Below are 15865 nucleotides of genomic sequence, written 5' to 3' on the forward strand. Positions count from 1 at the left end.
CATGAAGAACGCAATCGCCTTGCTCCTGGGCGCGGTCCTGCTGTCGGCGGGTTTTGCCCAGGCGGCAGACAAACCGTTGATCCGTATCGGCGCCCGGGTGTTCACCGAACAGACCGTGCTGGCCGAAATCACTGCTCAATACCTGCGCGCCAATGGCTTCGAGGTGCGCGTCACTGGCGGCCTGGGCAGCAGCCTGGCCCGTCAGGCGCAGGAAACCGGGCAGCTTGACCTGATGTGGGAATACACCGGGGTCTCGCTGGTGTCCTACAACCATGTGGAAGAACGCATGCCCAGCGCGGCGGCCACCTATGCCCGAGTCAAGGCTCTGGATGCCGAAAAGGGACTGGTCTGGCTCAAGCCTTCCAAGTTCAGCAACACCTATGCATTGGCATTGCCCAGCGAAGTGGCCAAGGCCTACCCGCAGGTCAACACCATCAGCCAGTTGAACCAGGTGTTGATGGACGAGCAGGCGCGCAAGCATGTGGTTGCGCTGGACACCGAGTTCGCCAACCGGCCCGACGGCCTGGATGGCCTGCAGGCGCGATATGGCATGCACCTGGAGCGCGCCAACATCCGTCAGATGGACGCAGGCCTGGTCTACACCGCGCTGCGCAATGCCCAGGTGTTCGCAGGCCTGGTGTACACCACCGATGGCCGACTCAACGCGTTCAAGCTCAAGCTGCTTGAAGACGACAAGCACTACTTCCCGGATTACACGGCAGGCCCGGTGGTGCGCAAGGCCGTGCTCGACGCTCATCCGCAGTTGGCCAGCCTGCTCGCCCCCCTTGCCGAACAATTGGACGACGAGACCATGCGCCAACTCAACGCCAAGGTCGATGTGCAGCACCAAAGCCCCTCCTCGGTCGCAGCCGCCTTCCTGCGAGAACATCCCCTGAAGGAGGTGACGCCATGACATTGTTCGATACCTTCGCGCACCTGGACTGGGCCCTGGTGTTGCAGCTGACCTGGCAGCACATCATGTTGGTGGGCGTGGCCGTGGGCCTGGCCATCCTGATCGGCGTGCCGCTGGGCATCGTCATGACCCGCTTCCCCTTCCTGGCCGGGCCCGTGCAGGCCAGCGCCACGGTGCTGCTGACCATCCCGTCGATCGCCCTGTTCGGGCTGCTGTTGCCGTTCTACTCCACCTTCGGCCAGGGCCTGGGCCCGCTGCCTGCCATCACGGCGGTGTTCCTCTATTCCCTGCTACCAATCTTGCGTAACACCTACCTGGCGCTGACCAACGTCGAGCCCGGTATTCGCGAGGCTGCCCGGGGCATCGGCATGACCTTCGGTCAACGCCTGCGCATGGTCGAGTTGCCCATCGCAGTACCGGTGATCCTCGCCGGCGTGCGTACTGCCGTGGTGATGAACATCGGCGTGATGACCATCGCCGCCACCATTGGGGCCGGTGGCCTGGGCGTACTCATCCTCACCTCCATCAGCCGCAGCGACATGTCGATGCTGCTGGTCGGCGCAGTACTGGTCAGCCTGCTGGCGATCATCGCCGACCTGCTCCTGCAAACCCTGCAACGTGCCCTGACTCCAGAAGGAATGCGCTCATGATCGAACTGAAGAACCTCAGCAAGACCTTCAACGTCAACGGCAAGGACGTCAAGGCCGTGGACGCGGTCAGCCTCACGGTCAACGAAGGCGAAATCTGCGTGTTCCTGGGCCCGTCAGGGTGCGGCAAGAGCACCACCCTGAAGATGATCAACCGCCTGATTACCCCCACCTCGGGGCAGGTGTTCATCAATGGCGAAGACACCAGCGGCCTGGACGAAGTCAGCCTGCGTCGTCACATCGGCTATGTGATCCAGCAGATCGGCCTGTTTCCGAACATGACCATCGAGGAGAACATTACCGTCGTGCCGCGCCTGCTCGGGTGGGACAAGCAGCGCTGCGCCGAGCGCGCCCGCGAGCTGATGCACATGATCAAGCTCGAGCCCAAGCAGTACCTGCAGCGCTACCCCCGCGAACTCTCCGGTGGCCAGCAGCAGCGGATCGGGGTGATCCGCGCCCTTGCAGCCGACGCCCCGGTGCTGTTGATGGACGAGCCGTTCGGCGCCGTGGATCCCATCAACCGGGAGATGATCCAGAACGAATTCTTCGAGATGCAGCGGGCCTTGAACAAGACCGTGATCATGGTCAGCCATGACATCGACGAGGCTATCAAGCTGGGCGACAAGATTGCCATCTTCCGGGCGGGCAAGCTGTTGCAGCTGGATCACCCAGACACCTTGCTGGCGCACCCGGCCGATGACTTCGTGAGCAACTTCGTCGGCCAGGACAGCACCCTCAAGCGGCTACTGCTGGTCCGTGCCGAAGATGCGGCTGACAATGCCCCGGCGGTGAGCCCGCAGACCCCAGTGGCTGATGCGCTGGAACTGCTGGACGAACATGATCGCCGCTACGTGGTGGTGACCGACGCCATGAACAAGGCGCTCGGCTATGTGCGCCGACGCGACATGCACCGCCAGCAAGGCACGTGCGCCGACTTCCTGCGGCCATTCAACGCCACGGCGGCACACGATGAAAACCTGCGTATCCTGTTGTCGCGCATGTACGAGTTCAACCGCGCCTGGCTGCCGGTACTGGACGCCGAGCAGGTGTTCCTGGGCGAGGTCACCCAGGAGTCGATTGCGGCCTACCTGAGCTCGGGCCGCTCACGCGGGGCGAAATCCACCATTATCTCGCCCGCCGAGATGGTGACGTCCTAAAAGCCTTTCATAGCAAAAAAGGCGTGACGAGGGCGGACGGAATAAAAAATTCATGGACCGTTTTCTGAACGCCAGTACCAGACTCGGGTGGCCATAAATATGAACACCCGAGCCTACCTGCCGCACCGCTCGATCATCTCCAAATGCGCCTCGTGCCCAAGCAGAGGGGCTTGGGTTTACGCACCCTGCCCAGGGCTATTCCACAATTCTTTACGTCTGACGCGCACTGGGGAACACCAGCCGTTCACATGGGTCGTTAATCCCAGGCGTGGCAACTCGAACATCGCCGATTCGTCAGGGATTGCCTGTTGATTCTGCCGAGTTCACGCCCTAAAGTGCGCGCCGAACGTCCATGCTGGAAACGATCCATCCGGCTCAAGTACTGAGTAGGCGAACCAAAGTGGGGATACGGAGGGCGTTCAGTTTGCAGCCACTTAAATTTTCAGTTTGCCCATGGAGTCCCTGAGCATGTCGATCCAGGTCGAAGACTATTTCGCACGCGACACCTTCCAGAAGATGAAGGCGTTTGCCGACAAGCAGGAAACGCCGTTCGTACTCATCGATACCCAGATGATCAGCAAGGCTTATGACGACCTGCGCGCGGGATTCGAATTCGCCAAGGTGTACTACGCCGTCAAGGCCAACCCAGCCGTCGAGATCATCGACCTGCTCAAGGACAAGGGCTCGAACTTCGACATCGCCTCCATCTACGAGCTGGACAAGGTGATGAACCAGGGTGTCAGCGCCGATCGCATCAGCTACGGCAACACCATCAAGAAATCCAAGGACATTCGTTACTTCTTCGAGAAGGGTGTGCGCCTGTACGCCACCGACTCCGAGGCCGACCTGCGCAACATCGCCAAGGCCGCGCCGGGCTCGAAGGTGTATGTGCGTATCCTGACCGAAGGCTCCACCACTGCCGACTGGCCGCTGTCGCGCAAGTTCGGTTGCCAGACCGACATGGCCATGGACCTGTTGATCCTCGCCCGTGACCTGGGCCTGGTGCCCTATGGCATCTCCTTCCATGTGGGCTCGCAACAGCGCGACATCAGCGTGTGGGACGCCGCTATCGCCAAGGTGAAGGTGATCTTCGAGCGGCTCAAGGAAGAAGACGGCATCGAACTGAAGCTGATCAACATGGGCGGCGGCTTCCCGGCCAACTACATCACCCGTACCAACAGCCTGGAAACCTACGCCGAGGAGATCATTCGCTTCCTCAAGGAAGACTTCGGCGACGACTTGCCGGAAATCATCCTGGAGCCGGGCCGTTCGCTGATTGCCAACGCCGGCATCCTGGTCAGCGAAGTGGTGCTGGTAGCACGCAAGTCGCGCACGGCCGTCGAGCGCTGGATCTACACCGACGTCGGCAAATTCTCGGGCCTGATCGAAACCATGGACGAGTCCATCAAGTTCCCGATCTGGACCGAGAAAAAGGGCGAAACCGAGGAAGTGGTCATCGCCGGCCCTACCTGTGACAGCGCCGACATCATGTACGAGCACTACAAGTATGGTCTGCCGCTGAACCTGGCAATCGGCGATCGCCTATACTGGCTGTCGACCGGTGCCTACACCACCAGCTACAGCGCGGTGGAGTTCAATGGGTTCCCGCCGCTCAAAGCCTACTATCTGTAATCCATGACGGGGCCCAAAGGCCCCGTTTTCATGCCTGCGCAGTAAAGCCGACCGCACCTCGATCCCCGGCGTCACACCAGCAGCTAATCACCTTGTGAATGTGAACGAATCTCAATTGCCGCGTGCAGGAGCTTCCATTAACATCCGCCAGCGCTACGCAGGGTGCGGCGGCGACACAAGGTGAACGAAGGTGCTGAAGAAGACGCTGTTCCAGCTGCATTGGTTATTCGGCATCACGGCCGGGCTGGTACTTGCAGTAATGGGTATCACTGGGGCGCTCTATTCGTTTCAGGACGAACTGCTGAGCGCGCTCAATGCCGATGTGCTGCGCGTAGAGGTACGGCCTGACGGCGTGCTGCCACCTGCTGAGTTGGTGCAACGTGTCGAAGCCCAGCAACACGACAAGGTCGCCATGCTGTGGGTCGATGTTCGTGAAGGCGAAGCTGCCAGGATCTTTTTCACCCCTGCACCGGGCGAGCGGCGCGGTCCGTTGCGCTACGCAGACCCGTATACGGGCCAGCTGCTGGGCGAAGTGTCGGGGCAAGGCTTCTTCACCCTCATGCTTACGCTTCACCGCTTTCTGGCCATGGGCGACACGGGCAGGCAGATCACCGGTGCCTCGACGCTGCTGCTGGTGTTCTTCTGCCTGTCGGGCCTGTACCTGCGGTGGCCGCGCCATGCCACAAACTGGCGAACCTGGCTGACGCTGGATTGGGCCAAAAAAGGCCGTGCGTTCAACTGGGACCTGCACGCCGTAGCAGGCACCTGGTGCCTGCTCTTCTACCTGTTGTTCGCCCTGACGGGCCTGTTCTGGTCCTACGAATGGTACCGGGAGGGTCTGAACCGGCTACTGGCCGATCCGCCGGTCGCCGGGCAGCCGCAGCCGCAACTGAAAAAAGACCGGCGCTCCGGAGCTGCGTCTATCGACCCAAAGGCACCGGCGCTGAACGTCGACTACGACGCCATCTGGGCCAGCCTGCGCAACGCCGCAGGTCCACGCCTTGCCAGTTACAACCTGCGCCTGCCCCCAGTCGGCGGTCAACCTGCCAATCTGTTCTACCTGCTGGATAACGCCGACCATCCCAGGGCCTTCGACACCTTGGTCCTGGACCCTGCCAGTGGCAAGGTCAGCCTTCACGAACGCTACAGTGATAAATCATTCAAGGCCCAACTGCTCCAAAGCGTGTACGCATTGCATGTTGGGGAATACTTTGGCCTGGTTGGGCGCATCGTTCTGACCCTGGCCAGCCTGGCCATGCCGGTCTTCTTCGTCACAGGCTGGCTGCTCTACCTGGATCGACGGCGCAAGAAACGTCAGGTTAAGGCTGCCCGCCGCCACGTGACCCCCGATGAAGTCAACAGCGAGAGCTGGCTGATCGGCTACGCCAGCCAGAGTGGTATGGCCGAGCAGCTGGCCTGGCAAAGCGCCGGGCAACTACAGGCGGCGGGCTTGCCGGTGCAGGTCAGGGCGTTGGGTACGTTGTGTGAAGAAGATCTGCGTGCGGCACGCCGTGCGCTGTTTGTCGTCAGCACCTTCGGGGATGCAGAAGCCCCTGACAACGCGCGAGGCTTTGAGCGCAACGTGCTGGGTCAGCCTTTGCCCTTGCAGACCCTCAGCTATGCCCTGCTGGCGCTGGGTGATCGTCAATACCCACAGTTCTGCGGGTTCGCCCGTCGGCTTCAGACGTGGTTGACCGAGCGTGGTGCTCGCTGTGCATTTGACCCCGTGGAGGTCGACAACGCCGATCAGGCAGCCCTTCAGCAGTGGCATCAGGCGCTGGCGCTTCTGACCGGCACCGCGCCGGTATCCGCTTGGCAAGCCCCCCGTTTCGGCAACTGGTCGCTGATCCGCCGTGAACTGCTCAACCCTGGTAGCCAGGGCCAGCCGGTGTATCTGCTCGGCCTGCAGGCGCAGGAGCCTGCGGTGTGGGAAGCCGGCGACCTGGTGGAGATTATGCCGCTCAACGGTCGGCCGAGGGTCGATGCCTTCGTCAGAGACCTGGGGCTGGACGCCGACACGCACGTGCAGGTCGAGGGGGTGGTAGTCAGGCTTGCTCAGGCACTCGCAGGCCATCAGTTACCTGCCGTCGGTGGGCATCTGGTCGGGCTGCATGCCCAGGCGGTGGTGGACGCACTGGTGCCGCTCGGCAGCCGCGACTATTCCATCGCCTCGATTGCCAGTGACGGGGTGCTGGAGCTGATCGTGCGCCAGGAGCGACACCCAAGTGGCGACTTGGGCGTAGGCTCTGGTTGGCTGACCGAATACCTGCCGCTCGATGGCACACTGAGCCTGAGGCTAAAGCGCAACAGTGGCTTCCATATGCCCCAGGGCAATGTACCGATGATCCTGATCGGCAACGGTACTGGCCTGGCGGGCCTGCGCAGTCTGCTAAGGGCCCGCGTCGCTGCGGGCGAGCGGCGTAACTGGCTACTGTACGGCGAACGCAATCGCGCCCATGATTTTCTGTGTGGCAACGAGCTGCAAGGGTTGCTCGCCGCTGGGGATCTGGCACGGCTGGACCTGGCGTTCTCTCGCGACCAGGCCGAAAAAATCTACGTGCAGGATGTGTTGTTGCAACAGGCCGCGCTGTTCGAACGCTGGATGGATGAAGGTGCCTGCGTGTACGTCTGCGGTAGCCTGCAGGGCATGGCCGCTGGCGTCGATGCGGCACTTGCAGGCCTGCTTGGAGATGCTGCCGTGCAACGTCTGATCGAGGAGGGGCGATACCGGCGGGATGTGTACTGATCGGCAACAGGCAAAGCCGGCGTCCTGGCAGTAATCCTCCAGGACGCCGGCGCTGCGATCAGTGCAACTCGAAGGTATCGGCATCCAGGTTGGCCGGGAACTTGGCTCTGTAAGCGGCCAGTTCCGAGGCACTCAATACCACGGTGAACACGCCATCGGCCTCTCCAGCACTGAGCAAGCTCTCGCCCTGAAAATCCAGCACCTGGCTGTCACCGCTGTACGCGAAGCTCTTGCCGTCAATGCCCACCCGGTTCACCGCCGCCACATAGCACAGGTTTTCGATCCCTCGCGCCGGCAACAGGCGGTTCCAGTGCAGACGCCGCGCCGCCGGCCAGTTGGCTGTGTACAACAGCAGGTCGGTGTCGGTGGCATCCCGGCTCCAGACCGGGAAGCGCAGGTCGTAGCAAATGAGCGGGCGAATGCGCCAGCCCTTGAGCTCGAACTGCACCTGCCGCTCGCCTGGCGTGTAGTGCTCGTGCTCACCGGCCATGCGGAACAGGTGACGCTTGTCGTAGTGCAGGATCTCGCCATCAGGCCTTGCCCAGAGCAGGCGGTTACGGTGGCTGCCATCGGCCGCCTGAATGATCACGCTTCCCGTGACCACGGCGTTGCACCTCTTCGCCTGAGCCTTGAGCCACTTGTACGTGGGGCCATTCTCCGGCTCGGCGAGGCTTTCGGACTGCATGGAAAACCCGGTGGTGAACATTTCCGGCAAGATCACCAGGTCCACCTCGCCCACCTGCTCAAGCAGCACGTCGAAATGGGCGAAATTGGCTTCCCGGTCGTGCCAGGCCAGGGTGGTCTGCACCAGAGCCAGCCTGAGGTCTGGCAGCGTACTTAGATCGCGCATAGTTTCTCCGCTGCCTGACGCAGCGTCTCCTCTCGTTTGGCAAAGCACAGGCGCAGCAGCCGTTGACCGGGAACAGCTTGCTGATAGAACACCGAGATCGGGATGGTGGCCACACCATGCTCGCGGGTCAACCACGTCGCCATCTGCACGTCATCGAGGTCCGGACGGATATGCGAATAATCAATCAGCTGAAAATAAGTGCCGGCCGTGGGGGTGAACCTGAATCGCGAATCTTGCAACAAGCCGCAGCACAGGTCGCGCTTGGCTTGATAGAAAGCCGGTAACGCATCGACATGTTCGGGATGCTCGGCCATGAAGTCAGCCAGGGCGTACTGCAAAGGAGTCACGCCACAAAAGTTGACGTATTGATGCACCTTGCGCAGTTCGGTGGTGAGGGCCGGCGGTGCGATGACATAGCCCGTCTTCCAGCCGGTGACGTGGTATGTCTTGCCAAAGGAACTGACCACGAACGCACGTCTGTAGAGCTGCTCGTGAGCCAGTACGCAAGCATGCTGCACGTCGTCATAGACCAGGTGCTCGTAGACTTCATCGCTCAGTACGTAGATGTCTCGATTGGCGATCAGCTGCGCCAGCTGGTCCAGATCCTTCCGGGACAGCAAGGCACCGCTTGGGTTATGGGGCGAGTTGAGCACGACCAGACGTGTGCGTGGCGTAAGTGCGTCCGCGAACTGCTGCCAATCGATGGCAAAGTCGCTGGGGTCCAGCTGCAGATGCACGCAACGGCCCCCGGCCAGTGCCACCGAGGGCGCGTAGCTGTCGTAACAGGGGTCGAAGATGATGACCTCGTCCCCTGGCCGCACAACAGCCTGGATAGCGCAGAAGATCGCCTCCGTCGCGCCGGGCGTAATCGTCACTTCATGGTCGGGGTCTACCGTCGCACCATAGAGGCGCTTGACCTTCAAGGCCACCTGCTGGCGTAAGGCTGCAAGGCCCGACATTGGCGTGTATTGATTGTGACCCGCCATGACATGTCGGCCCACCGAATCGAGCAGGGCCTGGGGCCCGTTGAAATCCGGGAAGCCCTGCGAAAGGTTCAGCGCCCCGGTCTGGGCGGCGAGCTCTGACATGGTGGTAAAGATGGTCGTGCCGACGTTCGGCAATTTGCTGGGGATCATGGCGCCCTCGCTCCTGGTGCAGCCGGCACGGGAAGAAAGCACGAGCATAGCGGATCGTTTCGTCGGTAAGAAGCCGGTCAGAGCGTGAGTCGCACGTCACAAGCTTTCCCGACGATCACTGCCGGGGCTAGCTCCGCGCTATGCCTGGGTGACGAACTCCAGTATGAAAGTCGCTGCGGGCGCTACATCCGTAGTATGGAAACGCAACCTGTCGCTTGGCTGGCTCTCCCAGACAGGTATGTTTTTCGTATCATTAGGCTTGATGCTGAACCAGGTCCAGCCAACTGGGACTTTTTTGTAGCCGACTAACACGCGATCGTGGGCCGAGACATGGCGGGCATCGAGGGTTTGCAATTGAACCTGATTCACATTGGGCTCGCCGTCAATGTTCCCGGCCAGGTGGATAATTTGCAGGGCAGGACCGGGCGTGCCCAGCTCTGTGTCCGATGCATGAAGGACACGCCCACCACGTCCAGTAACCTGCTTGCCTGCTGACGTTCGAAATTCAAACGCCATACCCCCCTCGAGCGATGGGTGAGCGAGCATTCCGATGTCGAAGCACTCGGGCGTATCAAGCGTTCCGGCTACCTGCAGTTCATTCAAATGATTGACGATAATTGCGTGACGTTCGCCATCCTTGAGCAGATAGAGCTTACCCTTGGCTTTTTGTAAAAAGATATCGTTCATGATGTTCCCTTTGATTGATCCAGCACAGCATTCACAGGTACGTGAATAGCCAATGAGCCACCAATGAGGAGCACAGACTCAGCGCCTCGTGCACTACCCGCACACAAACTACCGGTGCAAAGTGGAAGGCGGCATAGATCAATGTTTCCTCCCGAGCTTGGCGGCATGGCCGTACTCGTGAGGAAACAGGAAACAGGGTGCGGCGCTGGAGACGCGCGGCACGGGGGGCGAAGCATGGAACGGGCAGCGTGACGCGCCCAGCAGGCGCCTATCGCTTATCGCGACGTTTCTTCTCAGCCTTCTTGTGATGCGACATCAAGCGACGCTTCTTGTTGACCTGCCGGTCTGTGAGGGTGTTCTTCTTGCCCTCGTACGGGTTCTCACCGCCCTTGTACTCGATGCGAATCGGCGTGCCGACCAGCTTGAGCACGCGACGGTAAGTGTTTTCCAGGTAACGCGAGTACGACTTGGGAATGCTGTCGGTCTGGTTGCCGTGGATCACGATCAGCGGCGGGTTGGCCCCACCCAAGTGCGCATAACGCAGCTTGATGCGACGGCCATTGACCAGCGGCGGCTGGTGCTCGCTGACGGCGTCTTCGAGGATCTGCGTCAGACGGCTGGTCGGCCAGCGGGTCACAGCTGAGGTGAATGCAGCCTGCACCGACTTGTACAGGTTGCCCACGCCGGTGCCGTGCAGGGCCGAAATGAAGTGGATATCGGCGAAGTCAACGAAGAACAGCCGGCGCTCCAGTTCGGTCTTCACATAGGCACGCTCACCCGGCTCCATGCCATCCCACTTGTTCAGGGCGATGACGATGGCGCGGCCAGCTTCCAGGGCAAAGCCCAGCAGGTTCAGGTCATGATCGACCACACCTTCGCGAGCATCCATGACGAAGATCACCACGTTAGCGTCCTTGATCGCCTGCAGCGTCTTGACCACCGAGAACTTTTCGACTTCCTCGTGGATCTTGCCGCGCTTGCGCACACCGGCGGTGTCGATGAAGGTGTACTTGTCACCATCACGCTCGAACGGGATGTAGATACTGTCGCGGGTGGTACCCGGCTCGTCGTAAACCACCACGCGCTCTTCACCGAGCATGCGGTTGACCAGGGTCGACTTGCCGACGTTGGGGCGACCAATGATGGCGATCTTGATGCCATCCTTTTCGCTTGGGCCAGGGATGCGCACGGCCTCTTCGCCTTCGGCGACATCCTGGTCCAAGGCTTCTTCTTCGGCATCGCGCGGCAAGTGGCCGAGTACGGCCTCCATCAACGCATTGATACCTCGACCCTGGGAGCCTGCTACCGGAATGGCATTGCCCATGCCCATCGGCGAGAACTCGGCGCGGGCAACGTCAGCGTCGATATTGTCGATCTTGTTGGCGACCAGGATCGCCGCCTTGTTGCGCTTGCGCAGGTGCTCGGCAATCATTTGGTCTGCCGCCGTCATGCCTGCACGGGCATCGACCAGGAACAGCACATAGTCGGCTTCTTCGATGGCCATGAGCGACTGCTCGGCCATTTTTTCGTCCATGCCCACTTCATCACCGGTGATGCCACCGGTGTCGATGAGGATGAAGGAGCGACCCTGCCAGCTGGCATCGCCGTACTGGCGATCACGGGTCAGGCCCGACAGGTCACCCACGATGGCATCGCGGGTCTTGGTCAGGCGGTTGAACATGGTGGATTTGCCGACGTTCGGGCGGCCCACCAGGGCGATTACGGGAACCATTCGGCTCTCCACTCTTGAATTCTTGAAAATACAAAGGCCGCTGCAAGGCAGCGGCCGGAGTTCGGGCGGCGTGTCCTACGCCGCAGCCTGAAGCCGCACGGCTTCAAGCATAGCTTCAGCGGATAGTCAGTGCCTCGAGCTTGCCGCTGTTGCCGAAGACATAGATGGTATCCCCAACCACCAGTGGCCGTGCGCGCAGGCCACTGCTGTCGACACGCTCACGGCCAACGAAGCGACCGTCGACCTGGCTGAGCAGGTGCAGGTAACCTTCGAAGTCGCCTACTGCCACGTAGCTGCTGTACACCTCGGGGGCGGTCAGCTGGCGACGGGCCATGGCATCGTTGGACCACAAGGCGCTAGAGGATCGCTCATCGACGCTTTCCACGGTACCCGAGGCTTCGCTCACGTAGACGTTGCCAAAGCCTTGGGCGACCCCTACGTAGCTGGAGGCATCACGCTGCCAGAGCACGCGGCCGCTTTCCAAGTCCAGGCCCGCAACGCGCCCCTGGTATGTGCTGACGTACAGGGTACCACCAGAAAGCAGCAGGCCGCCGTCGATGTCGACGACACGCTCAAGCTCCGAACGGCCCTGCGGGATCGCCACACGGCTTTCCCATACAGGTACGCCATTGCTGATGTCGACTGCCACGACCTTGCCGGTGGAAAGGCCCGCGACTGCCAGGCGGTTGGTCACGACGGGCGCGCCGGTGCCGCGAAGGGTCAGTACCGCCGGGGTGCTTTCATAGATCCAGCGACGGTCACCAGTGGCGGCATCCAGCCCGATCAGGCGATCGTCCTGGGTCTGCACCACCACTACATCACCGTTGTTGGCCGGAGGCGCCAGCACTTCGCTGGTCACGCGGGCGCGCCAGCGCTCCTCACCGGTGCTCGAATCCAGGGCGATCACTTCACCCTTGAGGGTGCCGAGCATCACCAGGCCATAGCCTACGCCAACCGCACCGGAAACCGGCAGGTCAAGGTCCTTGTTCCACACCACGTTGCCCGTGATGCGGTCCAGGGCATAGACATCCCCAGTGACGTCGGAGGCATAGATCCGGTCATTCTCGATGGCCGGCACGAGGGTATTGTAGGTTTCACCCTGGCCATCACCAATGGAGCGGCTCCACTGCTTCTTGAGCACCACTTCCTCGGTGAATTTGGTCAGCTCGGCAGGAGGCAGTTCCTTCTTGCTGTTGCTGCTGCACCCTGCGGCCAATACCGCCAAGGTCAGCACTGCTGCTTGTTTCCAACCGATCACTTACGCGTCCCCTCTGGCCAGATCATCGAGCTTCAACTGCAAGCCACCCACTGCCGCCTCGTCGGACAACGCAGCCTTGGCCTTTTCGTAGGCACCGTGCGCGTCAGCAGCGCGGCCTAGCTGTACCAGCAGGTCCCCTTTCAACTCCTCGCGACTGGCGAGGAAGGCTTTCTCGGCATCCCCATCCAGCAACTTGAGGGCATCCTCGGCCTTGTTCTGGGCAGCCAGCACACGGGCCAGACGCTGGCGTGCGATCTCGCCAAGGGTGGCGTCTGCTGGCTTGTCCACAATAGCCTTGAGCTCGCCAGCGGCATCGTCGAGCTTGCCGCTCTCGACCGCTACCTTGGCCACGAACAGGCTGCCGTACTGGGCATAGGTCGTGCCGCCGAACTCGCTCTTGAGCTTGCCGGCCAGTTCCGCAACCCGGGTGGCGTCCGGCTGACCCGTAGGCGTGAGGCTGGTTTCCAACAGCGCCTGATACAGCTGCGAGGCACCTTGCGACTGGTTGTTCTGGTACTTGTGCCAGGTGTTCCACCCCAGCACCACCACGCCGGCGAGCAGCGCGCCGGTCAGCAGCGGCTTGCCGTTACGGTTCCACCAGTCCTTGACCCCTGCCAGGTCATCATCATCGGTACTCGACACCCCAATACTCCTTTTCGCCTATTCGCTCGTTGAACCGCGTTACGCGTGTGCGATCGCGGTTTCCAGGTGCCCTGCAAGGGCATCCCAGGCAATGTTCTGTTGTTCGCCCTGACCACGCAGGGGTTTGAAGCCGACTTCCTGTTTGGCCAACTCGTCATCGCCAAGAATCAAGGCGAACAGCGCGCCGCTCTTGTCGGCTTTCTTGAACTGGCTCTTGAAACTGCCCCCGCCCGCATTCACGGCCAGACGCAGGCCGGGCAGACGGTCACGCACCGCTTCGGACAGTCGCAGGCCCGCCAACTCGGCCTGCTCGCCAAACGCGCAGAGGTAGACATCGACCTGACGGCTGATGGAGTCCGGTACCTTGCCCAGGGTTTCGAGCAGCAGAATCAGACGCTCGATACCCATGGCAAAGCCAACGCCAGGGGTAGGCTTGCCGCCCATTTGCTCCACCAGCCCATCGTAGCGGCCGCCGGCACATACGGTGCCCTGGGCGCCAAGCTTGTCAGTGACCCATTCGAAGACGGTCTTGCTGTAGTAATCCAGCCCCCGCACCAGCTTGGTGTTGAGCACGAATGGAATGCCGGCAGCGTCCAGGCGGGCCTTCAGGCCTACGAAGTGCGCACGGGATTCTTCGTCCAGGTAATCTTCGAGCTTCGGCGCATCGACCAGCACCGCCTGGGTATTGGTGTCCTTGCTGTCGAGGATGCGCAGCGGATTGCTCTTGAGGCGGCGCTGGCTGTCTTCGTCCAGTTGCTCCAGGCGCGCGGACAGGAACTCTACCAACGCGTCGCGGTAGCGGGCGCGCGCTTGGCTGGTGCCAAGGCTGTTGAGTTCGAGCTTGACCGCATCCTGAATACCCAGCAAGCCCCACAGGCGCCAGGTCAGCATGATCAACTCGGCATCGATGTCCGGGCCATCGAGGTTGAACACCTCCACACCGATCTGGTGGAACTGCCGGTAGCGGCCCTTCTGGGGGCGCTCGTGGCGGAACATTTGCCCGATGTACCACAGCTTCTGCACCTGGCCATTACCGGTGATGCCATGCTCCAGCACCGCGCGGACGCAGGCCGCCGTCCCTTCCGGACGCAACGTGAGCGAGTCGCCGTTGCGGTCCTCGAAGGTGTACATCTCCTTTTCGACAATATCGGTCACTTCACCGATCGAGCGCTTGAACAGCTCGGTGAATTCCACGATGGGCGTGCGGATCTGGCTGTACCCGTAGGTGTCCAGCAGGCCGGCAACGGTACCTTCGAAATAGCGCCACAACGGCGACTGCTCAGGCAGGATGTCGTTCATGCCACGGATGGCTTGCAGCGATTTGCTCACGAATGATCCTTACGAATTCTGTGTATCAGCCACGGACGATCAGTGCCGCGTCGGCTTCGACCTTCTCGGCCGCTTTCTGTCGGATGAGCCTTTCGAGATCATCGACCAGGTTGTCGTTGGTCAGTTTCTGCGCAGGTTTACCGTCGATGTAGACCAGGTTGGGCGTACCACCGGTGAGGCCGACATGCGCTTCCTTGGCCTCCCCCGGGCCATTGACCACACAGCCGATGACGGCCACGTCCAACGGAACCAGCAGGTCCTCGAGGCGCCCTTCGAGCTCGTTCATGGTTTTTACCACATCGAAATTCTGCCGCGAGCAGCTCGGGCAGGCGATGAAGTTGATGCCTCGTGAACGCAAATGCAGGGACTTGAGGATGTCATAGCCTACCTTGACCTCCTCCACCGGGTCTGCCGCCAGCGAAATGCGGATGGTATCGCCAATGCCTTCGGCCAGCAGCATACCTAGGCCAACGGCAGATTTCACCGTACCCGAACGCAGGCCACCGGCTTCGGTGATCCCCAGGTGCAGGGGTTGCACGATTTGCCGCGCCAACAGGCGATAGGCTTCGACGGCCATGAACACGTCCGACGCCTTGACGCTCACCTTGAAATCCTGGAAGTCGAGGCGATCAAGGTGCTCCACATGACGCAGCGCCGATTCGACCAGGGCAGCAGGCGTAGGCTCGCCGTACTTTTTCTGCAGGTCCTTTTCCAGTGAGCCTGCGTTGACCCCGATACGGATCGGGATACCGCGGTCGCGGGCGGCGTCCACGACGGCCCTGACCCGGTCTTCACGACCGATGTTGCCGGGGTTGATGCGCAGGCAGTCCACACCCAGCTCGGCCACGCGCAAAGCGATCTTGTAGTCGAAGTGAATGTCGGCGACCAGCGGCACACTGACCTGCTGCTTGATGCGGCCGAAGGCTTCGGCTGCGTCCATGTCAGGTACCGAGACGCGAACGATGTCCACACCGGCATCGACCAGACGCTGGATCTGCCCCACCGTGGCGGCGACATCATTGGTATCGGTATTGGTCATGCTCTGCACTGCAATGGGCGCATCACCACCCACCGGCACATTGCCGACCCATATCTTGCGGGATTCGCGACGTTTGATCGGGGATTGGCCGTGCATG

General features: G+C 61.4%; 13 protein-coding genes. 5 read left to right on the top strand and 8 right to left on the bottom strand.

Annotation, left to right across the window (positions count from 1 at the left end):
- Position 1 precedes the first annotated feature (1 nt).
- From FS777_RS12660 to FS777_RS12680, 5 genes are all read left to right on the top strand, one after another.
- Complete coding sequence (locus FS777_RS12660) at positions 2–913, top strand: glycine betaine ABC transporter substrate-binding protein (protein ID WP_058637469.1); 912 nt, start codon at positions 2–4, stop codon at positions 911–913.
- Positions 910–1563 carry an ABC transporter permease gene (locus tag FS777_RS12665; RefSeq protein ID WP_023533317.1) on the top strand — a complete coding sequence of 218 codons (654 nt, stop codon included), beginning with the start codon at positions 910–912 and terminating at the stop codon, positions 1561–1563. Before FS777_RS12660 ends, FS777_RS12665 begins: the two co-directional genes overlap by 4 nt.
- Positions 1560–2717 (top strand): betaine/proline/choline family ABC transporter ATP-binding protein, encoded by a 1158-nt coding sequence (locus FS777_RS12670; RefSeq protein ID WP_145255785.1) that lies wholly within the window; start codon positions 1560–1562, stop codon positions 2715–2717. Before FS777_RS12665 ends, FS777_RS12670 begins: the two co-directional genes overlap by 4 nt.
- Positions 2718–3185: 468 nt before the next feature.
- Positions 3186–4349, top strand: coding sequence for a type III PLP-dependent enzyme (locus FS777_RS12675; RefSeq protein ID WP_058637467.1), 1164 nt, complete (start codon positions 3186–3188; stop codon positions 4347–4349).
- A gap of 190 nt (positions 4350–4539) precedes the next feature.
- Positions 4540–7095 (top strand): sulfite reductase flavoprotein subunit alpha, encoded by a 2556-nt coding sequence (locus FS777_RS12680; protein WP_145255788.1) that lies wholly within the window; start codon positions 4540–4542, stop codon positions 7093–7095.
- Between the two features lie 58 nt (positions 7096–7153).
- Here FS777_RS12680 and FS777_RS12685 read toward each other — a convergent pair whose 3' ends face one another.
- The 8 genes from FS777_RS12685 to ispG form a co-directional block, all read right to left on the bottom strand.
- Positions 7154–7945, bottom strand: a complete 792-nt coding sequence (locus FS777_RS12685) for an amidohydrolase (RefSeq protein WP_078479075.1) — start codon at positions 7943–7945, stop codon at positions 7154–7156.
- On the bottom strand, positions 7933–9081 hold the full coding sequence (locus FS777_RS12690; RefSeq protein ID WP_145255791.1) for a pyridoxal phosphate-dependent aminotransferase: 1149 nt from the start codon (positions 9079–9081) through the stop codon (positions 7933–7935). The genes FS777_RS12685 and FS777_RS12690 overlap by 13 nt, the downstream gene beginning before the upstream one ends.
- A gap of 138 nt (positions 9082–9219) precedes the next feature.
- Complete coding sequence (locus FS777_RS12695; RefSeq protein WP_058637464.1) at positions 9220–9768, bottom strand: hypothetical protein; 549 nt, start codon at positions 9766–9768, stop codon at positions 9220–9222.
- Between the two features lie 268 nt (positions 9769–10036).
- On the bottom strand, positions 10037–11500 hold the full coding sequence (gene der, locus FS777_RS12700) for a ribosome biogenesis GTPase Der (RefSeq protein ID WP_023533412.1): 1464 nt from the start codon (positions 11498–11500) through the stop codon (positions 10037–10039).
- A 115-nt stretch (positions 11501–11615) separates the two neighbouring features.
- Positions 11616–12758 (bottom strand): outer membrane protein assembly factor BamB, encoded by a 1143-nt coding sequence (gene bamB / locus FS777_RS12705; protein WP_058637463.1) that lies wholly within the window; start codon positions 12756–12758, stop codon positions 11616–11618.
- Entirely contained in the window at positions 12759–13400 is a 642-nt protein-coding gene (locus FS777_RS12710; RefSeq protein WP_058637462.1) for a tetratricopeptide repeat protein, read from the bottom strand.
- A 39-nt stretch (positions 13401–13439) separates the two neighbouring features.
- Positions 13440–14729 (bottom strand): histidine--tRNA ligase, encoded by a 1290-nt coding sequence (gene hisS, locus FS777_RS12715; RefSeq protein WP_058637461.1) that lies wholly within the window; start codon positions 14727–14729, stop codon positions 13440–13442.
- Positions 14730–14754: 25 nt separating this feature from the next.
- Complete coding sequence (gene ispG / locus FS777_RS12720) at positions 14755–15864, bottom strand: flavodoxin-dependent (E)-4-hydroxy-3-methylbut-2-enyl-diphosphate synthase (protein ID WP_058637460.1); 1110 nt, start codon at positions 15862–15864, stop codon at positions 14755–14757.
- Between the last annotated feature and the right edge of the window lies 1 nt (position 15865).

It is taken from the genome of Pseudomonas sp. DE0157, assembly GCF_007678615.1.
GTDB classification, from domain to species: Bacteria; Pseudomonadota; Gammaproteobacteria; order Pseudomonadales; family Pseudomonadaceae; genus Aquipseudomonas; species Aquipseudomonas parafulva_B.